Below are 21,477 nucleotides of genomic sequence, written 5' to 3'. Positions count from 1 at the left end.
GGTTAGTATGCTTGTAGAATGGTAAACTGGGTTGTGTATGGAAAATATAGAGAAACGAAGTTAATTTTGATGAGATGGAACAAGTCACTTACCAAGAGCATCAATTTTGATAAGAAAATTAAAATATTTTAAGATAAACCTAGGAGGAAATAAACAAATGAGTGAAATTCTAAAAAAAGAAAAAAGTTTAGTAACATTAAAAATGACAGTAAAAGGGGAAGATTTTGCAAAAGCAATTGATACTGTTTTCAAAAAAAATAGAACAAGATTTGCAATCCCGGGATTCAGAAAAGGAAAAGCTCCACGCAAAATTGTTGAATCCTACTACGGTGAGGGTGTATTCTATGAGGAGGCATTGAATGAAGTGTTCCCTGTTATATTTACCGAAGCAATTAAGGACCATGAATTAGATGTAGTGTCCAGACCTGAAATTGAGGAATTGGGAGAGATTCAATCAGGAGAAGATTTCGATGTTACTGTACAAGTATATGTAAGACCGGAGGTAACACTTGGCGAATACAAAGAACTTCAAGTTGAAAAAGAAGAAGTAGAAGTAACAGATGAAGAAGTGAATCAAGATTTAGAAATCAAGAGAGAACAAAATGCAAGAATGGTTGCTATTGAGGATCGCCCTGCAAAAGACGGAGATACCGTTGTAATCGACTTTCAGGGAAAAGTGGATGGCGTGGCATTTGATGGAGGAAAAGGAGAAGGATATACCCTAGTATTAGGCTCTAACTCTTTCATCGAAGGATTTGAAGCACAAATTGTGGGAATGAATTTAGAAGAAGTAAAGGATATCAATGTAACATTCCCTGAACAATATCATTCTGAAGACCTACAAGGAAAAGATGCAGTGTTTACTGTTAAATTACATGAAATTAAAGAAAAAGAATTACCGGAATTAGATGATGATTTTGTAATGGATATTAGTGAATTTGAAATTTTGGAAGAATTAAAAGCAGATATTCGTGCAAAATTGTATGAAACGAAAAAAGCAGGTGCTGAAACAGCATATCGTAATGCAATCATCGACAAAGCAGTAGAGGCAAGTACAGTAGAAGTTCCGGATGTTATGATAGAAAATGAAGTAGAGAGCATGGCTCATGAGTTTGGTCAAAATCTACAATATCAAGGGCTTCAATTGGAAGATTATTTCAAATATACCAAATCAAATATGATGGATTTGAAAGGTCAAATGAGACCGGATGCAGAAAGAAAAGTTCGTAACAGTTTGGTGTTAGATGAAATCAGCAAAGCGGAAAATATTGAAGTAAGTGACGAAGACTTAGAAAAAGAATATACAAAGATGGCAGAACAATACAAAATGGAAGTAGAAAAAGTCAAAGAATTAGTAGGAAGAACAGATGTCGAAGTATTGAAAGATAATATTCGTATTCAAAAAACAATTGACTTGTTGATTGCATCTGCAAAATAAGCAAAGAGCTTATAAAAGTTTTGTAGAAGAATTGTAACGAAAGGGGATTTTTTCTGTAATAATTATAGAAAAAATCCTTTTGTTGAATTACACTGTATGTAACAGGGTAGAGGTAAAATAGATAGGCTTGATAAAAAATACAGATAAGCGATTGTCAGAAGGAGATGGAATGAAGATGGCATATGTACCGGTTGTTGTAGAACAAAGCGGAAGAGGAGAAAGAAGTTATGATATTTATTCAAGATTATTAAAAGATAGAATCATTTTTTTGTCAGATGAAGTAAATGATGTAACATCATCGTTGGTGGTAGCACAGATGTTATTTTTGGAAGCTGAAGATCCTGACAAAGATATTATGTTCTATATCAATAGTCCGGGAGGATCTATCACATCCGGAATGGCAATTTTTGATACGATGCAATATATCAAATGTGATGTTTGTACTATTTGTATTGGAATGGCAGCTTCCATGGGAGCGTTTTTGCTTGCTGCAGGAGAAAAAGGGAAAAGATATGCATTGCCGAATGCAGAAGTGATGATTCATCAACCACTTGGCGGCGCACAGGGGCAGGCAACAGATATTCAAATTCAAGCAGAGAGAATTTTGAAAATGAAAGATAAATTAAATATCATTTTAGCAGAAAGAACAGGACAAAATCTCGAAACAATAAAAAATGATACAGAAAGAGATAACTTTATGAGCGCAGAAGAGGCAAAAGAATATGGTTTGATTGATAAAGTTATCGAAAAAAATCTATAGGAAAAGAGGGATAAATAGATGTCAAGAAATGATGAAAACAAAGAGTACAGATGTTCCTTTTGCGGGAAGAATCACAATCAAGTAAAAAGATTGATTGCCGGTCCGGATATCTATATTTGTGATGAATGTGTGAAATTATGTCAAGATATTATTGATGAAGAATTTGGACAAACAGTAACAGAAGAAACAACCGGATTGTTGAAGCCGGAAGAAATCAAAGCAATTTTGGATGAATATGTTATTGGACAAGAAAATGCAAAAAAAACCTTAGCTGTAGCGGTGTATAACCATTACAAACGAATTTATAATGCCGTGCCAACTCCAAAGAACAGCAAGGAAGTCGAATTACAAAAATCAAATGTCATTATGATTGGACCGACCGGTTCCGGAAAAACACTTTTAGCACAAACATTAGCTAAAATTTTACATGTACCTTTTGCAATTGCCGATGCTACAGCATTGACAGAAGCAGGGTATGTGGGAGAAGATGTAGAGAATATTCTATTAAAATTGATTCAGGCAGCAAATTTTGATATTGAGAAGGCGGAAAAAGGAATTATTTACATTGATGAAATTGATAAAATTGCTCGGAAAACAGATAATCCATCCTTGACACGAGATGTATCCGGAGAAGGAGTACAACAAGCCTTACTGAAAATTTTGGAATCTACCAAAGCGAATGTACCACCACAAGGAGGAAGAAAGCATCCGCATCAAGATTTTCTACAAATAGATACTACAAATATTCTATTCATATTAGGTGGTGCATTTGACGGATTGGAAGAAATTGTAAAGAAACGTCAAGGGGAAAGAACGATGGGGTTCGGTGCTAAAAATCAGAAAAAAACACCGGATAGCAATATATCATTCTATGAAAAGGTAGAGTCTCAAGACCTGTTGAAATATGGTTTGATTCCTGAGTTTGTCAGCCGTGTTCCGGTTGTAGTAGCGTTGCAAAACTTGGATGAACAAGCTTTGATTCGAATTTTGACAGAACCGAAAAATGCACTCTTAAAACAATATAAAAAATTGTTTGAATTAGACGGAGTAGAATTGGAAGTAGAAGAAGACGCACTGATTGCTATTGCAAAGCAAGCAATTGATCGAAAAATAGGTGCAAGAGGATTGCGTAGCATTTTGGAAAATATTATGATAGATATTATGTATGAGATTCCATCAAGAGAAGATATTGGAAAAGTTATTTATTCAGGAAGACTGTGTGACAAAAAAAGCAAAACCGATTGTTGTGTTAAAAAAAGATATGACAGATCAAAGTGAAATAGAGACAGCATAGTACCGTAAAAAACACTGTACCTACTTTTAGAAATTGGTAGGCACAGTGTTTTTTCTTTGTATACAAAATAGGGTTATAGGACAAAAAAAGACAGATACTTAAGTATCTGTCTTTTTATCAAAAGTTCACAAAGAACTTTATTTTAGTACCATCCTCTTAATTTCATTGCTTCAGCGATTTGTTTGATAGCATACATGTAAGTAGCTTCACGAGGTGTTACATCATATTGTTCTTTTACTTCCCACATAGCGTTGAAAGCTTTAACCATAGATTGTTCTTGTCTTTCTTCTACTTCTTGTTCTGTCCAGTAGTATCCATATCTGTTTTGGACCCATTCAAAGTAAGAAACCAAAACTCCACCGGAGTTAGTTAAGATGTCTGGAACCAATGGAATATTTTTTTCTTTCAATGCAACGTCTCCTTCTGGAGTTGTTGGACCGTTAGCAGCTTCACAAACAAGTTTGCAGTTTAATTTACCTACTGTTTCAGCTGTAAGAACATTTTCCATAGCAGCCGGTACGAAGATATCTGTATTTAATGCCCAGAATTCATCCATTGTGATTTTTTTAGCTTTTGGATAATCGCAAAGAACTTTGTGATCTGCAACATAAGCAGCCATATCAGCAAAATCAAGACCATCTTCATTGTAGATAGCATATGGTTGCATTGTTTTTACAAAGTCAAATTCTGCAAGAGCTACGATTTTAGCTCCTTGTTTTTGGATGTTTTTAACTGTAAATTTACCAACGTTACCGAAACCTTGAACAGCTACTTTAGCGCCTTTGATATCGATTCCGAATTTTTTAGCAGATTCTCTTACGATGATAGAAACTCCAAATCCTGTAGCTTCGTTTCTTCCTAAAGATCCACCGAAAGCAACCGGTTTACCTGTGATAACACCAATGCTCATTTCTTCTCCATTTAGTTTAACATATTCGTCAACCATCCAAGACATGATTTGTCCGTTTGTATTTACGTCAGGAGCAGGAATGTCAATTTTTTCGCCTAGGTATTTGTGTAATCCACGTACCCATCCTCTAGAGATTTGTTCTAATTCTTTAGCAGATAATTCTCTTGGGTTACATGTAACTCCACCTTTACCTCCACCATATGGAAGTCCTAATACTCCGCCTTTGAATGTCATCCAGATAGAAAGTGCTTTTACTTCGTCAGGGTTAACATCTTGATGGAAACGAACTCCACCTTTGCAAGGACCTACAGCAGAGTTGTGAGCAGAACGATATCCTTTGAAGATTTTCAAGCTTCCGTCATCCATTCTTACAGGAATAGATACTTCAATCATTCTTTGAGGTTCTTTTAATAATTCGTATACATCAGGTTCTAAACCTAGTTTGTCACAAGCATTTTTAACTTGTTTTTGTGCATTCAAAAAAGGGTTTAATGTTTCAGCCATTTTTAACACGCTCCTTAAATTATAATATAGTATAGTGCAATAGCATTTTTCATATGTATGAAGCTATTTGGTATGTAAAAGCCATGGATATCGGTTTTATACTAGCTTAACAGCATATGAAAGAAATCCAATTGCGAACAATGTGTTTGACATATTCATGTCAAACCAACAAAACAATTATATATCATAACAAAGAAGAATGCAACTGATATATTAGGAATTATTTTAGGAAAATTTGTAAGGAAAACAAATATTTTAGGAAAGATTAAAAAATAACTATCTCTGGCTATTATTAATTTCAAAAAAACACAAGAAAAGTTTCTGATTTTGTAGCAGAAAAATATTTTTCTATAAATGTTATCATGGAATATAATTCAAAATTTATAGTACTTAAGCAATACAATTTTGAAATACGATAGTCATAGTGATAGTAAGTATGACTATTTTTTGTCAGAATCGTTTTGTGCTATTTTGCATAAACAGTTCCGGCAGTATCGAAGTTGATTGATATGATAATAAATGTCTATGAAAATTGCCGCACATTAGATGATATATTTCGGAGGTTTTATTTGTAATCTATTAACGTAGTAACAACTAAATAGATTGGAACTATAAAATCATCTCATTTTGTGCAGAAGATATCTTCATTTAAAATATAATGATTCTGATTCATAAATTGTTTGGAAAGACATAAAAGATATCATATAAGAACAATATTCTTAATTAATATAGGGATATCGTATGGGTAAGAATTAGACAGATATTATGATGAATAATTTATAAACATGAAACTGTTTTAAAACCATAATAGGAACCGAAAGATTTTTAAAATAAACAAAATATATTTTAATGAGAATGAGAATATGGCAAAGGGGATTTTTTTGAAGATTCTTATTTTAGAAAAGGAAAAATTACGATATCAAATGATAACAAAATATTGATAGAGAGGAAGAAAAATATTTTGAGTTCGAAACATAAAAAAAGATAAAATGTATTGGAATTCCACATATAATACTGATTTAAAAAAGAATAAGAAACAAAGAAAAAGATTTACAAAAAATATGTTTTTTGAGTAATTGAAAAAAATTTTTCAAAAAAGCTTTACTTTTAAAACAAGGTTTGATATACTATATTTGTCGAAAAGATATTATTAAATGAGAATAAGGAGGAAGTATCATGGCTTATAAAATTTCTGATAGTTGCATTGGATGTGGAGCTTGTGAAGGAGAATGTCCTGTAGGAGCAATTTCTCAAGGAGATACACAATATATTATTGATGCATCAGCTTGCATTGATTGTGGAGCTTGTGCGGGAGTTTGTCCTGTAGGTGCACCAAAAGCAGAATAGTCTGTTTGATTAAAAAATTAACTTAGCTATTAAAGTGAGACGTGGGGACGTCTCATTTTTTTTGTGTAAAAAATAGAACTATAGGACAAAAAGTGTTGATAAAAACCGCTATATATATTGTAAAAACAATGTGTGTAGCGGTTTAATGATTTAAAAATACGATGAAGAGTGACAAAAAATTATTAGTGTGATTAGCAGGTTATCTCACTGTTTATTACAATATTGATATTTTGTATATGATGTATAAATAATATTCTTGAAAAGAAAGTAGGCGAAGTGATAGAATAAAGTTCAAAGATGTATCGTTGTTTGGTAAATTCAGGGTTTTTTGAATGAAAAATATCACAAAATGAACCTAAGTATTAAAGGTACATAGAATAAATGGGTATGATGTGAAAGTAGAGGGAATGGCGAGTTCATGCTCCAATATTTTTTTGAATCAAATAAAAATATGAGTGGGTAAAGTAAAAAAAGATAATGATATACTAAGATATAATGAAGGTAGCAAATAAAAAGTTACTATATAAAAATAAGAATTTAGAGAGGAGATTATTATGGAACAATATCAGGATAAAATCAAAACATCAGAGTTAATTACAAGATTTTTACCATATTTTAGAAAGTATTATTCTATTTTGGCGATAGATTTGATTTGTGCTTCATTTACAACGGTATGTGAAATTGTATTTCCGTTAATGGTTAGAAATATTACAAACAAAGCGATGTTTGATTTTCAGGCTTTGACAATGAGTTTTGTCATAAAAATGTGTGTGATTTATTTTATATTGAGGCTGGTGGATACCGCTGCGAATTATTATATGGCTTCGGTTGGACATATTATGGGAGCAAAGATTGAAACAGATATGAGGAGAGATTTATTTTCTCATCTTCAAGAATTATCATTCAATTATTTTGATAATACGAAGATTGGACAGATTATGGGAAGAATTACAAGTGATTTGTTTGAAATCACAGAATTTGCGCATCATTGTCCGGAAGAATTTTTTATTGCCGGAGTAAAAATATTGGTATCCTTCCTGATTTTATGTCGGATCAATGTTTTGTTGACAGTAATTGTATTTTCGGTTATTCCGTTGATGCTTGTTGCAACAATGTATTTTAGAAAAAGAATGAGGTTGGCATTCAAACGTTCAAGAGAGCAGATTGGAGATTTGAACGCGCAGTTGGAAGATAGCTTGCTCGGTGTTAAGGTTGTTCGTTCTTTTGCAAATGAAGAGATTGAAAAAGAGAAATTTGAAGAAGGAAATTCCGGATTGTTTCATATCAAAAAATTTCAATACTATTATATGGCGGGATTCAAAGGGGTTACACAATTTTTTGATGGCTTGATGTATGTGACAGTACTGTTGTGTTCTTCGTATTTTATGATACAACGAGAGATTACGGCAGGAGATATGGTTGCGTATATGTTGTATGTAGCGATGTTGTTGTCTGCGATTAAAAGAATTGTCGAATTTGCGGAACAATTTCAAAGAGGAATGACCGGGATTGAACGATTCATTGAAGTGATGGATGAAGAAGTAGAAATTCAAGATGATGACGATGCAGTTGAAATCACCGGAGCAACAGGAGATATTTTGTTTGATCATGTGAGTTTTCAGTATCCGGATCATGACAAAATGGTGTTATCGAACATTGATTTGCACATCCGACCGGAACAAAAGATTGCATTGGTTGGTCCGTCCGGTGGTGGAAAGACAACTCTGTGCAATTTGATTCCAAGGTTTTATGAGGTAAGTGAAGGCCACATTTTGTTGGATGGTGTAGATATCAGAAAAATTACTCAAAAATCGCTTCGAAATCAAATCGGTGTAGTACAACAGGATGTGTATTTATTTTCGGGAACAGTAAGAGAGAATATTGAGTATGGTAAAGTAGGAGCTTCCGACGAAGAAATTGTAAGTGCTGCAAAAAAAGCGGGAGCACATGAGTTTATTATGGGTTTGGAGAACGGATATAATACCTATGTAGGAGAACGAGGCGTTAAATTATCCGGTGGACAAAAACAAAGAATTAGTATTGCACGTGTATTTTTGAAAAATCCTCCAATTTTGATTTTGGATGAGGCAACTTCTGCATTGGATAATGAAAGTGAACGAATTGTGCAGCATTCTTTGGTGGAGTTATCAAAAGGAAGAACGACATTTACCATTGCTCATCGATTGACAACCATTCAAAATGCCGATACCATATTGGTGCTGACTGAAAACGGTATTGAAGAGAGCGGAAGTCACAAGGAATTGATGGAGCGAAAAGGAAAATATTATTCCCTTTATGAAATGTATGGCAGTGGATATTTTGAAGATAAAGAATAGGAACGAAAAGAGGAGCAAAAATGAATGCTGAAATACTGTGTGTGGGAACAGAATTGTTACATGGAGATATTGTCAATACAAATGCTGCATTTCTTTCAAAAGAATTGGCAAAGATAGGGATAGATGTGCATTATCAGACAGTAGTTGGAGATAATCCGAAACGAATGAAAGAGGCATATGAAATTGCGCTGAATCGAGCAGATGTTATCATTTCTACAGGAGGGCTTGGACCGACGCAGGATGATATTACCAAAGAAATTGAGCAGAGTATTTTGGTTTACCAATGATATATGATGAAGGAAGTTATCAACATTTGGTCGAAAAATATATGAGTTTTCATAAAGAAATGCCGAAGAATAATTTAAGACAGGCATATTTTCCGGAAGGAAGCATGATTTTGACCAACGATATGGGAACGGCAAATGCTTGTATTGTAGAACAAACACAAGATTTGTCAAAAAAAATAGTTGTTTTACTTCCGGGGCCTCCTTTTGAGATGAAACCGTTGATGATAAACCAAGTCGTACCACATTTACATCAATATTCTAAACAAACAGTTGTAGCATGCAAAATTATCGTAACGGAACTTGGTGAATCATTGGCAGAAGAAATGGTTTTGGATATGATATTGCATCAAACAAATCCAACCATTGCAACTTATGCGGGGAAGGGACAAGTTACTTTTCGCATCACAGCGAAAGCAGAAACAGAGCAACAAGGATTGGAATTGATTGAACCGGTAAAACAAGAGTTGTTGAGACGGTTTGGGGAAAATGCTACGGTCATTGCATCTGATAAAGGTTTGGAAGCTGTTGTGGCAGAACTGTTACTAAAGAAAAATCTTACAATTGCAACGGCAGAATCTTGTACGGGCGGAATGCTTGCAGCGAAGTTGATTGATTATCCGGGAATATCTGATGTGTATCGAGAAGGATTTGTGACTTACACAGAAGAGAGCAAAGAGAGTAGATTAAGTGTCAGTGCAGAAACTTTAGAAAAAAATGGAGTAGTCAGCGAAGAGGTAGCAAAAGAAATGGCGAAAGGTGTTTCTGAAGTTGCAGGAACGGATATCGGTGTTGGGATTACAGGACTTGCCGGTCCAAATGGCGGAACGGAACAAACTCCTATCGGCACAGTCTATGTTGCTATCTATGATAGAGGAGAGTATTTTGTGAAGAAGATGAATCGATTTGCAAGTCGTAATGTGATTCGTGAAAGAGCAGTTACAATAGCATTGGATGAGCTTAGAAGGATCTTACTTCAAAAAGCGTAGGATATAAGAAAATTCGGATAACAAATATTTTATTGAGAAGAAAGAGGAGAATTATTTTGTATCAATATATTGTTTTTGATTTAGATATGACTATTTTAAACACATGGGAAGCGAATCTTTGTGCGGTGAAAGAAGCGCTGGAAAAATTAGAGGGGAAAATTGTAGAGAAAAAAGATTTGGAACATATTTTTGGTTGTACAACCAATCAAACTATGGAAAACTTTGGTGTGAAAGATAAGAGAGCGTTTATCCAAGAGTGGTATGATGGAGTCGTAAGGTATCAACATACAATTTCTTTTTTTGAAGGGATGAAGGAGTTGTTATATGAACTCAAAGAATCAGGCTACGGTCTTGGAATTGTGACATCGAGAACAAATGCAGAAGCACAAGTGGATGTGGAACGTTTTCAAATGGATGGAATCTTTAATCAAATTATTGGTGCTGATGACGTTCTTATGCCAAAACCTCATCCTGATCCGTTAAACAAATTTATTGAAGAAAATAAGACACAGAAAGAAAAAGTGATTTATGTCGGTGATGCGATTTCAGATTTAAAATGTGCACTTCGAGCCGGAGTGGATTTTGCAGCAGCAGGCTGGGGAATCCAGAGCAACCATGATTTTTCTGAAAGCACATACTATTTTAATCATCCATCCGAACTCAGAAAATGTTTGTTAGGATTGTAAATATTTGAGATTCAGAATTAAAAAATAAAAATAATCAGTATATTTTGTTTAGACAATCAATGAAGGGGTATCATAGCCAGTAGTTAAATGAGTTATAAGAAATAGAGAGTAGTAAATAACAGAGGAGGATTTTATTATGATGAACTTAAAAAAAAGAATTTGATTTATATTTATCTAACTTGGCGGTAATGACATTTAAATTACACAATTTACATTGGAATGTGACAGGACTTGCATTCAAATCTATCCATGAATTTACAGAAATGATGTACGATACTACATTCCTTCACTTTGATGCAGTGGCAGAACATCAAAAAATATTCGGAGTAATGCCTGATTGCAAATTGAGTGACTATTTAGAAAAAGCTACTATCAAAGAGGTGGATCCAAGAGAATTCAGTTCTTTGGAAGTGTTGCAAATCCTTCAAGAAGATGTTAAAACATTGATTGACAACGCAAAAGACATCAAATCGAAAGCAGATGGATTGGGTTGGACAGAAGCTGTTTCATTGATGGAAGAACAAATTGCTTACCATAGCAAACAGTTATGGTTCATTAACTCAAGCGTGAAATAAGAGAAGAAACAAGTAAGGAAATAGAAGTCGAAAGTATATTTTTAAATCCTATATAAATATGCGAAGAAAGGGTTGTTGAAAAACAACTCTTTTTTTATAGCTATAAAATTTTGTGATTATTGTGAAGGTATACGATTTTTATTTTCGTGACAGTTTTTGATGATAATACTGATTCGGTGAGGTTAATAATTTATTTCAATAATTCATAAAAATAGATTTTGAAAAAAGGAGTTTGTATGCTATCATAAAAGACAGTTATCGTATTTTTTGAAAATTCAGGACAGTACATACGGCAAGCAGATTCTTTGGAAGACAAAAGATTGTCCGTATTACAAGGTTCAATATTATTTTATAAGTTATTGGAGGTAGATTTGTGAAGAGCATAAAGACTCGCGTAGAAGAGCTTGAAATTCAAATTCACGATTTAAAATATAGAATGGATGCTTGTTATCGAAAGATTGATGAACAAAATCAGATAATAAATGGACTTCAGACCAAGTTACAGGGAAATACAGCTTTGGATGAAGCGGTAAAGATTGCGACAGAAATTGACTCTCTTGAAAATGATCCTAATTTGTTCAAAGAACAACTGCTTGAAAAACATAAGATAGAGATTTCTGATATTCAAAGTTCTGAAATGGAAATTCATGATGAAAAAACAGAAATCGAAAAATCGGGTTCTTCTATTTCAAAGGCAGAGACACTAAAGAAAAAATTGCCTATCACAACAGCTTCCGGTAAAAAAACACCGCGCTTTGAGTTGCCTGATGTTAAGTTTCCGAAAAGAATCAAGACAAATGACGGCAAGCCGCGTGGGGAAGCTATGGTTGGGAAATACATTATCGGCGCATTATCAGCTCTTTTGCTCTTTGTAGCTACCGGGTCTTTTGTAGCTATGATTTGGAATAAAATGACTTCAGAAACAAAAGTCGGGCTTATATTTTTAGTTGGTATTTTGTTGAGTGGAGCTGGGTTGAAGTTCATCCTTAAAGATAAAAATCCGATTTATGCTATATTGCTTGGCACGGGTGCAGGAGTAATATACATAGATATCTTATCAGCTAATTTAGCGTTTCATTTAGTCGATAACAACATGACGCTGATTCTGTGCTTGATATGGGCTATACTTTTCATCTTTTTATCGAACAAAATACAGATGTTTTTTACTGTGATAATAGCGTATATGGGTAGTATTATCACGCTTTTGATGGGACTGAGTCTGGCGCACACCGGCATGGATAGAACTTTGTTGTTTGCTTTCATGGTTTTGGTATGCGTAAGTATCGTAGGTAATTCTTTCAAAATGAATAAAAAATACTCGGTGATTACACTGAATATGTCTTTTGTTTCATTTATTATATTATTTTTTGAATATTATCCTCAATTTCAAATGTTGTCATCACTTTGTGTCGCAGTCTTTGGAGTAATACTGTTTGCTTTGTATAAGGTACTATCGAATGAAAAAGAACTTTTTTATACGACAATACTAATTTATACTCTTAGTTTTATTGTTCTGCTAATAAGCATAACGGAAAGCGGTAGTGATATTGCTAATTTGATATTGCTGACATTTATCAGTTTCATTTGTGTGGGAATGGGTGTTGTTTCTAATAAAATAGGTAAGAAGCATTTGGTTGTTTCTTTGAATTTATCGTTTGCTGCGTATGTATTTTCATTTCTCGATAATCTTTCAAGTTTCAACCGGTTGGCGTTAGTATGTATGGTTGCATTTTCAGCAATATGTTTTCTGTTATACAGGGCATTATCAGACAAAAAGAAATTAATTATCACTACGGTAGTAACTTGTGTATCTACACTTGTTGTTCTTATATTTAGTATCTTTGTAGTTGAAACGGACTTTGATAGAGTTCTACTATTTGCATTTATAACCTTAGTTTGTGTGAGCATGGTAGCTAACGCTTATAAAGTTAACAAAGAGTTTTTGACCACTGCATTGAATTTGTCCTTTTTGTCGTATATAGGATTATTTTCGTTAACTGTATCCGGATGCAAGTGGCTGGCTTTATTAGCTGTAATAGGACTTTTCACTATAGATAATATTTTATATAGGGAGGAAGAAAATTCTGAAAAAAGTCTTGAGAAAATCCCTATCAGTATGATAAACACAGGTGTTGCATTTATAACCTTATATCAATTGCTCATCTCAGAAATCAATGGGAAAGCAGTATTGATATATTTGACAATATTTATTGTAGCTTTCATGCAATATTTAGCTATCAATCTACTTTGGAAAAACATTAGAAAACCTTATGACATCTTTTTTAGCTTAGTTATCGGATCGGTATTGTTAGGGATTAACAAGACTTTGTTTAACGGTAACATCTCAGGGCTTATCGTACTTTGTGTCATTCTCTATATTGTGGGCAAGGTAATTCATAAGGAAGTGAATTATTTGCTAATAGTTGTTATTTTACTAATTGACAACATAGCTCCTATTTTGTTAAACATGTCGATTAACTTGTATATTCAGTCGAATGTTATGAATTATGTTTATGGTACGCTGAATATAGTTGCTTTTGTGTATCTTTTGTTTGATATATATAAGACAAAACATTACAAGAATCTTGCTGTATTTAAAATCATAGGACTTCCTCTATGTTTAACATCAATTTTGTTGATTAACTTTAATGCAACAACCGGAGCAACCGCAGAGTCAAGCGTATTATATAACTCTATCACTTATGCTGTCATTGTACTTTTCATGTTAGGTTTTGTGACAATAGGATATTTTAAGAATTGGGAAGATGAGAATTTCAAAATGACAGACCATGGAGGAGTTTTGGATGATTCTACCCTTTCTTCCATTTTTTATGTTGCTACCGCTATATTATATTTTGTAGGGATTAGAAATATTAATTTTGTGAATGGTACAGTGGCATTGTATGTTTACTGTACATTTACAATAGCAATAGCTGTCGTTCAGTCAAAAGAGATATTAAAAAGAGACGTAATTCCTTATTTTACACATGTGTTATTAGGTTTAAAATATTTAGTATTAACTTTTTCTATATTAAACGGATTGCTGAATGTGGAGATAGTCTCATTCTTATATAATATTGCCGGTCTTGTAGTCGCTGTTATTTCTATAGCGTTAGGATTTAAGTGGGCGATGAAAGGGCTTAGAGATTATGGACTCTGCCTGACGATATTGGTGGTATTAAAATTTATTGCTGTGGACATGCGGGGCGAAAATTCTATAAAAAGAGTTTTATCCATGATAGTCGGTGCCATACTTTGCTTTGCAATCAGCTTTATTTACAATAAGTTGAGTGTGAAATTTAGGGATAAGAATAGTGAAAACGAATAGAAAAAAACATAAAGAAATTAAAAGACTCAATCTGAATAACTGAGCAGATTGAGTCTTTATTTTTATGCTGTGTTTTTATGTTTGTCGTGACGATAAGATGAATCATGACATTTTAAAAAATAGTTATTTTTTGTACTGTAATTTATTTGAATCGTTCTCATAGTATTACACAAAATTGATGTCTATTATTTTATTCTCTCTTAAATTAGAGTAGCATTTTCTTTCGCTTCAAGAAAGACAGGATTAAGAGGCATTTCTTTTAAATTTGAACTTATGACAACTCTGTTAGTTAGTTTTTAATGTCACATCATATTGTTCCTGTAAAATCATAAATTTATCCTTATCCTTATTTGTTTTGCTATATATGAAATAGATTTTTTATAGAATTCATACTAACTTTGTTTTTTGTTTGGCATAAGAGATGTTACTACATTAGTGTAAATTTCTGCAGATGATTCATCCCAATTTTGGCATATTGTCCTTGCGAGTGCAACAGACGGAACGGTAATATTCAGGCAAAATATATTGGTGTCTTCGTTTGCCATGGATAGACAGACGGAGTAATTTTTGTCATCTGTTTTTTCATAGGTAGCTTTGATTTCTTTTTCTTTGATAAGAGAATCTTTTTTGTCATCCAAGTAAATTAAGACTTGTTCTCTTTTGGAGAATGACAACTGGTTTTCGAAAAAACAAAGGACTTCTTCTCCTTTTTCAGTAATGACGAAACGAGCAGGAGAACTCGATTGCATCTCTTGAATAAATCCATCCTCATTCAGTTCATATAAATATTGTTGTAAGGAGAAAAAATCAAGAAGTTCATTTTCCAAAAAAATATGAGTCAATATATTTTTTGATAATGAAACATTTGCGTTTTTCAATACAAATAGAATATATAATTTTTCTTCTGCTAATTTTTTTGCTGTTCTATCAAACATTTCAAAACCTCTTTTAAATTGCTTTTTATAAGAATCAAATTAATGTACCTATGATGTATCCATCATACCATATTTTGACATACTCTTGTAGATAGTTTATCAAAGATTCAGAGCAAATTTCATTTTTTACAACAAAAATGTTACCAAAGATTGAGGAATCGTTGCATCAATAGATCAACCAGGGTGATGGCGATCCAACAACTTCCGCCAAGAAAGATGGCTTGTCCGCCGGTTTTAATCAGTTTGATGATGTCGGTATTCAATCCAATCGCTGCCATTGCCATCACAATACAGAACTTGGAAAGGACTTTGAAGTAATGAAAGACATCAGTATCAATTCCATTTTTGGTTAAGAAAGTAGTTAAGATAGATGCTAATACAAAAAACAGAATAAATATTGGGAACACTTTTTTGATGCTTACCTTTTCGTGCGAGGAAGCGCCTTGTTGTTTTTGTTTGTAGATTTGATAGAAAGATAACCCTAATGTAATCGGAATAATTGCGAGTGTTCTTGTTAATTTTACAATTGTTGCACCTTCCAAGGTGTTTGAGTTGTGTATACTGTCCCATGTTGTTGCGGTTGCGGTAACAGAAGAAGTATCGTTGACTGCGGTTCCTGCAAAGACTGAAAATCCGTTGTTAGACAGTCCTATCAAGTCGCCGAGTGTGGGAAATATCAGTGCTGCCAAAATGTTGAATAAGAAAATTACAGAAATAGCTTTTGCAATTTCTTCTTCATCCGCTTTGATGACAGGAGCTGTTGCAGCAATTGCTGAACCACCACAGATGGAAGACCCGACGCCTACTAAGGTAGCCGTATTGCTGTCAAGGTTGAATTTTTTTTGTAATAACCACGCACAGAACAGAGAAGTTGTGATAGTGGATAAAATAATTGGCAAAGAAGTTGTTCCCACCATCAAGACTTGTGATAAGTTGAGACCGAATCCCAGCAAGACAACTGCGAACTGTAGAATATATTTTGATGTAAATTTAATTCCGGCTCCGGTTTTGGCTCTATCCTTGTAAAATGTATTTACAATCATTCCGATGAAGATAGCAAATACCGGAGCACCAACCAAAGGAAGAGTCTTCCCTAAGAACCATGCCGGCGTTGCAATGAGTAAACATAGTAAGATGCCATAAAAATTTTTTGAAAATGATTTCATAAACACTATCTCCTTTTTTATAAATTCATCCAGTACAGTATATCATGATGAATTTATAATGTATAATGATAATTAGTGATTCGTACTATAATTTTTTAAAAAATCATATACAGAGAAAAAGTGGTATTGTTTACTAAAATAGCAAGAAATCAAATTGAGATAAAAAGTAGTAGCATTTTAGAATGATAGTTTATCCTTTACAATGACAAAACAATACTTTAATCAGTAGGAAAAATGAAATTTAAATTGATTTTAATGTAATTTTGTTGTATTCTATTGATGAAAAAATAAAAAAATGCAAAAAAACATGGGAGAAGCTAACTTCTGGTAGCTGTCTTCTTTGTATTAGAAAGGGGAAATATAGTGAAAATATTAGTCATCAACTGCGGAAGTTCTTCTTTGAAATATCAATTGATTGATATGGAAAATGAGCATGTGTTAGCGAAAGGTCTTGTGGAAAGAATCGGAATTGAAGGCTCTATCTTGAAACACGAATCAGCAAATAAAGAAAAAGAAATTATCAAAGTACCGATGGAAGACCATAAGGTAGCTTTAAAATTAGTATTAGAAGCACTTGTAAATGAAGAATACGGTGCAATTGCATCTATGGAAGAAATTGGAGCTGTGGGACATCGTGTAGTACATGGTGGAGAAAAGTTTGCGGAATCTTGCGTTTTGATGGAAGAAGTAATCAAAGCATTGGAAGATTGCATCGAATTGGCACCACTACACAATCCTCCAAACTTGATTGGAATCTCTGCTTGTAGAGAAATTCTTCCTGAAGTACCAATGGTTGCTGTATTTGATACTGCATTCCATCAAACAATGCCAAAAGAAGCGTTCCTATATGGAATCCCTTATGAATATTACGAAAAATACGGAATTAGAAAATATGGATTCCATGGAACATCTCACAGATTTGTGTCTATTCAGGCAGCTGCTTTGTTAGGTAAAAAACCGGAAGAACTTAATTTGATTACCTGTCACTTAGGAAACGGTGCATCTATAGCAGCGGTTAAGGGAGGAAAATCTGTAGAAACATCCATGGGCTTCACTCCTTTAGCAGGCTTAATTATGGGAACGCGATGTGGAGATATCGATCCGGCTATTGTTCCTTTCTTAATGCAAAAAGAAAATTTGAGCATTGAAGAAGTAAATAACTTAATGAATAAACAATCCGGGGTATTAGGACTTTCCGGTGTAAGTTCTGACTTTAGAGATATTGAAGAAGAAGCAGCAAAAGGTAATGAGAGAGCACAAGTGACACTTGAGACTTTCCGTCTAAGAGTGAGAGAAACAATTGGAGCGTATGCTGCAGTACTTGGACGAGTAGATGGAATTATCTTTACAGCAGGCTTGGGAGAAAACTCAGCAAAAGATAGAGCAGCAATCTGTGAAGGATTTAAAGCATGGGGAATCGCTTTGGATGAAGAAGCAAATAAACAAAGAGGAAAAGAAATGTTTATTTCTACGAAAGACTCTAAAATTCCGGTAATGGTAATTCCAACAAACGAAGAACTGATGATTGCAAGAGATACTTTAGCATTAGTAAAATAGTTTTTGATATCTGTATTAAAGATTCCGGAAATATACTTTACAGATATACAAAAATATTGACAAAACACGAAACGCTTTGTATAATGAGAAATGTTGAATTATCAGGAGGGCGTCATGGCGGTTATAGATATTACTGATGTAAAAAAAAGAAAAAAGAAAAGTATTTCTGTAAATGATGTCATCCCCTTAGAAGAATGTAATGCCAATTATGACAATGTTCTTTTTTTAGAAACGCCCGTTGTGGAAGGTCGTGTTCGCTATCATGAAGACAATCTAGTTTTCGACGGCAGTGTGAAGACCTTATTGTCCGTACCTTGTTCCAAGTGTTTGAAGGAAATTGAAATTTCGGTCGACAAGCCATTTTTGGTCGTTTTGGTAACAGAGGAAGAAGAATACTTTATGGATTTCGATAGCTATTGTTATGAAAAAGATCAGTTGAATCTATGGGATTTGGTATGGGTACAAATTTGGGATGAAATACCATTCAAACTATTGTGCAAAGACGATTGTTTGGGTGTTTGTCCTACCTGTGGACATAATTTAAATGATGGACCTTGTGATTGTCCTGAAGTTGAAAAACCGATAGATGAAAGAATGGCAAAGTTGAGAGAATTATTGAACTAAAGGAGGTAGAAAGAAATGGCAGTACCAAAGAGAAAAACCGCAAAAAGTGCAACAAGATCAAGAAGATCTGCAAATATGAAAATGACAGCAAAAACATTGGTAAAATGTTCAAACTGTGGAGAATTCGCTTTACCACATCATGTATGTGCAGAATGTGGACATTACAAAGGTAGAGAAGTTATTGCAAAATAGATATCTATTTTTGAAACAAAAAAGGACATGTGGGTTAGGCATGTCCTTTTTACATTTATATTTATTCAATATACATTACTTTAAAAATATAAGCTAATCTTAAAAATTTTTCATTCAACACGAAAAATTTATACAGAAACATGAATGTACATATTGAAGAAATTTTGGTATGATTAATGAAGTAAGGCAAATCTATTTTTGGAGATGTACCCAAGTGGTTGAAGGGACCGGATTCGAAATCCGGCAGATCGATATTATCGGTGCGTGGGTTCAAATCCCACCATCTCCGCCAATGGATATTTATTTTTTATAAAATGCTGTATGTGTTAGAAATACGGCATTTTTATATTTTTGTAGCAATTATTTTTACATAGATTTTGTTAAATTTTATTTCGGGTTGCAAACTTGTTATAGGGAAGATAAAAAAAGAATTGACAAAGAGAAGAAGATATGATAAATTGAACACACCATCGAGGTAGGAGAGGCAGCATCAAAACAGACAGCAGAAAAGAAAGCAGAAAGAGCCGATAAAAAAGATAAAAAAAGATGTTGACAAAGTAAAAACGAGATGGTAATATAGACAAGCAGTCTGGCGAGGTAGGAAACCACAGAGGGCAGCGAGAAAAAAGAATGAACCTTGAAAACTAAACAGCAGAAAAAACAACCAAGCAATTGAAAAATTGCAAAGCGAAAAACCACTTAATCGAAAGATTAAGGAAAAAGCAAACCGGTAAATAACTTTGAAGTTGTTCAAGAGAACAACCGGAGCAAAACTGAGAAAAGATTAAAACGAAGAGTTTGATCCTGGCTCAGGATGAACGCTGGCGGCGTGCTTAACACATGCAAGTCGAACGAACGACTATTAACAGAACCTTTCGGGGCGAAGAATATAGAAGTTAGTGGCGGACGGGTGCGTAACGCGTGGGTAATCTGCCTTTGTCAAAGGAATAACTATTCGAAAGAATAGCTAAAACCGTATAACATATTAATAGGGCATCCTAATAATATCAAAACTGAGGTGGACAAAGATGAGCCCGCGTCTGATTAGCTAGTTGGTGAGATAAAAGCCCACCAAGGCAACGATCAGTAGCCGACCTGAGAGGGTGAACGGCCACATTGGAACTGAGACACGGTCCAAACTCCTACGGGAGGCAGCAGTGGGGAATATTGCACAATGGGGGGAACCCTGATGCAGCAACGCCGCGTGAGTGAAGAAGGCATTCGTGTCGTAAAACTCTGTAGTAGGGGAAGAAAGAAATGACAGTACCCTAAAAGAAAGCCCCGGCTAACTACGTGCCAGCAGCCGCGGTAATACGTAGGGGGCAAGCGTTATCCGGAATAACTGGGCGTAAAGGGTGCGCAGGTGGTTTAACAAGTTAGTGGTGAAAGGCATAGGCTCAACCAATGTAAGCCATTAAAACTGTTTAACTTGAGTGCAGGAGAGGAAAGTGGAATTCCTAGTGTAGCGGCGAAATGCGTAGATATTAGGAGGAATACCAGTGGCGAAGGCGACTTTCTGGACTGCAACTGACTCTGAGGCACGAAAGCGTGGGGAGCAAACAGGATTAGATACCCTGGTAGTCCACGCCGTAAACGATGAGTACTAGGTGTCGAGTGAAGAACTCGGTGCCGAAGTTAACACATTAAGTACTCCGCCTGGGGAGTACGCTCGCAAGAGTAAAACTCAAAGGAATTGACGGGGACCCGCACAAGCAGCGGAGCATGTGGTTTAATTCGAAGCAACGCGAAGAACCTTACCTAAACTTGACATACCAATGACAGCCTTTTAATCGAGGACTTTTACCTTCGGGTAGACAATGGATACAGGTGGTGCATGGTTGTCGTCAGCTCGTGTCGTGAGATGTTGGGTTAAGTCCCGCAACGAGCGCAACCCTTGTCGATAGTTACCAGCAGTAAGATGGGGACTCTATCGAGACAGCTAAGGACAACTTAGAGGAAGGTGGGGATGACGTCAAATCATCATGCCCCTTATGTTTAGGGCTACACACGTGCTACAATGGTCATTACAGAGAGAAGCGAAACTGCGAAGTCAAGCAAACCTCAAAAAGATGATCCAAGTTCGGATTGTAGGCTGAAACTCGCCTACATGAAGTTGGAGTTGCTAGTAATCGCGAATCAGAATGTCGCGGTGAATGCGTTCCCGGGTCTTGTACACACCGCCCGTCACACCATGGGAGTTTGGGGGGCCCAAAGTCAGCGACTCAACCGCAAGGAGAGAGCTGCCCAAGGCAAAACAAATGACTGGGGTGAAGTCGTAACAAGGTAGCCGTATCGGAAGGTGCGGCTGGATCACCTCCTTTCTAGGGAGAAAAGAAACTGCTGTTTAGTTTTGAAGGTTCAACCTTCAAAAGAAGAAAAAGACATATTGCAAGCATTTTTGAGGAAACTCCAAGAAGTTACCAAAAAGCGAAGCAATAGAATTGTACCTTGAAAACTGCATAACATCTAAGAAATTACAGAGAAAGCGCGAGACGATAGAAAGAAAAACAAACGAAATCGAGAGAAAAACTCAAGAGTAACAGTATGAAAAT

General features: G+C 34.8%; 15 protein-coding genes, 1 tRNA gene, 1 rRNA gene and 1 pseudogene. 15 read left to right on the top strand and 3 right to left on the bottom strand.

The window, feature by feature from the left end; translation table 11 throughout:
- The first annotated feature begins 157 nt into the window (after window positions 1–157).
- The 3 genes and pseudogenes from tig (at window position 158) to clpX (ending at window position 3,492) form a co-directional block, all read left to right on the top strand.
- The gene (tig, locus tag HMPREF0389_RS05110; protein WP_014262600.1) at window positions 158–1,438 is read left to right on the top strand and encodes a trigger factor; all 1,281 of its coding nucleotides are present in this window, start codon (window positions 158–160) and stop codon (window positions 1,436–1,438) included.
- Between the two features lie 175 nt (window positions 1,439–1,613).
- Complete coding sequence (gene clpP, locus HMPREF0389_RS05105) at window positions 1,614–2,198, top strand: ATP-dependent Clp endopeptidase proteolytic subunit ClpP (RefSeq protein ID WP_041250971.1); 585 nt, start codon at window positions 1,614–1,616, stop codon at window positions 2,196–2,198.
- A gap of 18 nt (window positions 2,199–2,216) precedes the next feature.
- Window positions 2,217–3,492 (top strand): annotated as a pseudogene (gene clpX, locus HMPREF0389_RS05100) (ATP-dependent Clp protease ATP-binding subunit ClpX).
- 142 nt (window positions 3,493–3,634) lie between these two features.
- Here the strand turns inward: clpX and HMPREF0389_RS05095 are convergent.
- A complete protein-coding gene (locus HMPREF0389_RS05095; protein WP_014262301.1) occupies window positions 3,635–4,906 on the bottom strand; it encodes a Glu/Leu/Phe/Val family dehydrogenase in 1,272 nt (423 codons plus the stop codon).
- A gap of 1,176 nt (window positions 4,907–6,082) precedes the next feature.
- Here HMPREF0389_RS05095 and HMPREF0389_RS05090 point away from each other — a divergent pair.
- The 7 genes from HMPREF0389_RS05090 to HMPREF0389_RS05065 all read left to right on the top strand — a co-directional run bounded on the left by HMPREF0389_RS05090 (window position 6,083) and on the right by HMPREF0389_RS05065 (window position 14,451).
- Window positions 6,083–6,253: a DUF362 domain-containing protein gene (locus HMPREF0389_RS05090; RefSeq protein WP_014262300.1), complete on the top strand. Its 171-nt coding sequence runs from the start codon at window positions 6,083–6,085 to the stop codon at window positions 6,251–6,253.
- A 554-nt stretch (window positions 6,254–6,807) separates the two neighbouring features.
- Window positions 6,808–8,589: an ABC transporter ATP-binding protein gene (locus tag HMPREF0389_RS05085; protein ID WP_014262299.1), complete on the top strand. Its 1,782-nt coding sequence runs from the start codon at window positions 6,808–6,810 to the stop codon at window positions 8,587–8,589.
- Window positions 8,590–8,609: 20 nt separating this feature from the next.
- Window positions 8,610–8,876 (top strand): molybdopterin-binding protein, encoded by a 267-nt coding sequence (locus HMPREF0389_RS09175; protein WP_242821704.1) that lies wholly within the window; start codon window positions 8,610–8,612, stop codon window positions 8,874–8,876.
- Between the two features lie 26 nt (window positions 8,877–8,902).
- Complete coding sequence (locus HMPREF0389_RS05080) at window positions 8,903–9,862, top strand: nicotinamide-nucleotide amidohydrolase family protein (protein ID WP_242821703.1); 960 nt, start codon at window positions 8,903–8,905, stop codon at window positions 9,860–9,862.
- A 56-nt stretch (window positions 9,863–9,918) separates the two neighbouring features.
- A complete protein-coding gene (locus tag HMPREF0389_RS05075) occupies window positions 9,919–10,548 on the top strand; it encodes an HAD family hydrolase (RefSeq protein WP_014262297.1) in 630 nt (209 codons plus the stop codon).
- A 188-nt stretch (window positions 10,549–10,736) separates the two neighbouring features.
- A complete protein-coding gene (locus HMPREF0389_RS05070; protein ID WP_014262598.1) occupies window positions 10,737–11,123 on the top strand; it encodes a Dps family protein in 387 nt (128 codons plus the stop codon).
- Between the two features lie 373 nt (window positions 11,124–11,496).
- Window positions 11,497–14,451 carry a DUF2339 domain-containing protein gene (locus HMPREF0389_RS05065; RefSeq protein WP_014262597.1) on the top strand — a complete coding sequence of 985 codons (2,955 nt, stop codon included), beginning with the start codon at window positions 11,497–11,499 and terminating at the stop codon, window positions 14,449–14,451.
- 392 nt (window positions 14,452–14,843) lie between these two features.
- On the opposite strand, the gene HMPREF0389_RS05060 is transcribed toward HMPREF0389_RS05065, so the two are convergent.
- Both HMPREF0389_RS05060 and HMPREF0389_RS05055 read right to left on the bottom strand, forming a co-directional pair.
- Complete coding sequence (locus HMPREF0389_RS05060; RefSeq protein WP_014262596.1) at window positions 14,844–15,386, bottom strand: DUF4364 family protein; 543 nt, start codon at window positions 15,384–15,386, stop codon at window positions 14,844–14,846.
- A gap of 140 nt (window positions 15,387–15,526) precedes the next feature.
- Entirely contained in the window at window positions 15,527–16,552 is a 1,026-nt protein-coding gene (locus tag HMPREF0389_RS05055) for a YeiH family protein (RefSeq protein ID WP_014262293.1), read from the bottom strand.
- A gap of 363 nt (window positions 16,553–16,915) precedes the next feature.
- On the opposite strand from HMPREF0389_RS05055, the gene HMPREF0389_RS05050 reads away from it, so the two are divergent.
- The 5 genes from HMPREF0389_RS05050 to HMPREF0389_RS05030 all read left to right on the top strand — a co-directional run bounded on the left by HMPREF0389_RS05050 (window position 16,916) and on the right by HMPREF0389_RS05030 (window position 21,246).
- Window positions 16,916–18,109 carry an acetate/propionate family kinase gene (locus HMPREF0389_RS05050; RefSeq protein ID WP_014262292.1) on the top strand — a complete coding sequence of 398 codons (1,194 nt, stop codon included), beginning with the start codon at window positions 16,916–16,918 and terminating at the stop codon, window positions 18,107–18,109.
- A 114-nt stretch (window positions 18,110–18,223) separates the two neighbouring features.
- On the top strand, window positions 18,224–18,733 hold the full coding sequence (locus HMPREF0389_RS05045) for a YceD family protein (RefSeq protein WP_014262291.1): 510 nt from the start codon (window positions 18,224–18,226) through the stop codon (window positions 18,731–18,733).
- Between the two features lie 15 nt (window positions 18,734–18,748).
- On the top strand, window positions 18,749–18,925 hold the full coding sequence (gene rpmF, locus HMPREF0389_RS05040; protein ID WP_014262290.1) for a 50S ribosomal protein L32: 177 nt from the start codon (window positions 18,749–18,751) through the stop codon (window positions 18,923–18,925).
- Between the two features lie 200 nt (window positions 18,926–19,125).
- Window positions 19,126–19,217, top strand: a tRNA-Ser gene (locus HMPREF0389_RS05035).
- A 494-nt stretch (window positions 19,218–19,711) separates the two neighbouring features.
- A 16S ribosomal RNA gene (locus HMPREF0389_RS05030) occupies window positions 19,712–21,246 on the top strand.
- Window positions 21,247–21,477: the final 231 nt, after the last annotated feature.

It is taken from the genome of Filifactor alocis ATCC 35896 (assembly GCF_000163895.2).
GTDB lineage: Bacteria > Bacillota > Clostridia > Peptostreptococcales > Filifactoraceae > Filifactor > Filifactor alocis.
This window is presented reverse-complemented; position numbering and strand designations above follow the sequence as displayed.

Excerpts from the sequence above, each read along its gene's own strand:
- tig (WP_014262600.1), top strand. The coding sequence starts at position 158 with ATGAGTGAAATTCTAAAAAAAGAAAAAAGTTTAGTAACATTAAAAATG.
- clpP (WP_041250971.1), top strand. The coding sequence starts at position 1,614 with ATGGCATATGTACCGGTTGTTGTAGAACAAAGCGGAAGAGGAGAAAGA.
- HMPREF0389_RS05095 (WP_014262301.1), bottom strand. The coding sequence starts at position 4,906 with ATGGCTGAAACATTAAACCCTTTTTTGAATGCACAAAAACAAGTTAAA.
- HMPREF0389_RS05090 (WP_014262300.1), top strand. The coding sequence starts at position 6,083 with ATGGCTTATAAAATTTCTGATAGTTGCATTGGATGTGGAGCTTGTGAA.
- HMPREF0389_RS05085 (WP_014262299.1), top strand. The coding sequence starts at position 6,808 with ATGGAACAATATCAGGATAAAATCAAAACATCAGAGTTAATTACAAGA.
- HMPREF0389_RS09175 (WP_242821704.1), top strand. The coding sequence starts at position 8,610 with ATGAATGCTGAAATACTGTGTGTGGGAACAGAATTGTTACATGGAGAT.
- HMPREF0389_RS05070 (WP_014262598.1), top strand. The coding sequence starts at position 10,737 with ATGACATTTAAATTACACAATTTACATTGGAATGTGACAGGACTTGCA.
- HMPREF0389_RS05060 (WP_014262596.1), bottom strand. The coding sequence starts at position 15,386 with ATGTTTGATAGAACAGCAAAAAAATTAGCAGAAGAAAAATTATATATT.
- HMPREF0389_RS05055 (WP_014262293.1), bottom strand. The coding sequence starts at position 16,552 with ATGAAATCATTTTCAAAAAATTTTTATGGCATCTTACTATGTTTACTC.
- HMPREF0389_RS05045 (WP_014262291.1), top strand. The coding sequence starts at position 18,224 with ATGGCGGTTATAGATATTACTGATGTAAAAAAAAGAAAAAAGAAAAGT.
- rpmF (WP_014262290.1), top strand. The coding sequence starts at position 18,749 with ATGGCAGTACCAAAGAGAAAAACCGCAAAAAGTGCAACAAGATCAAGA.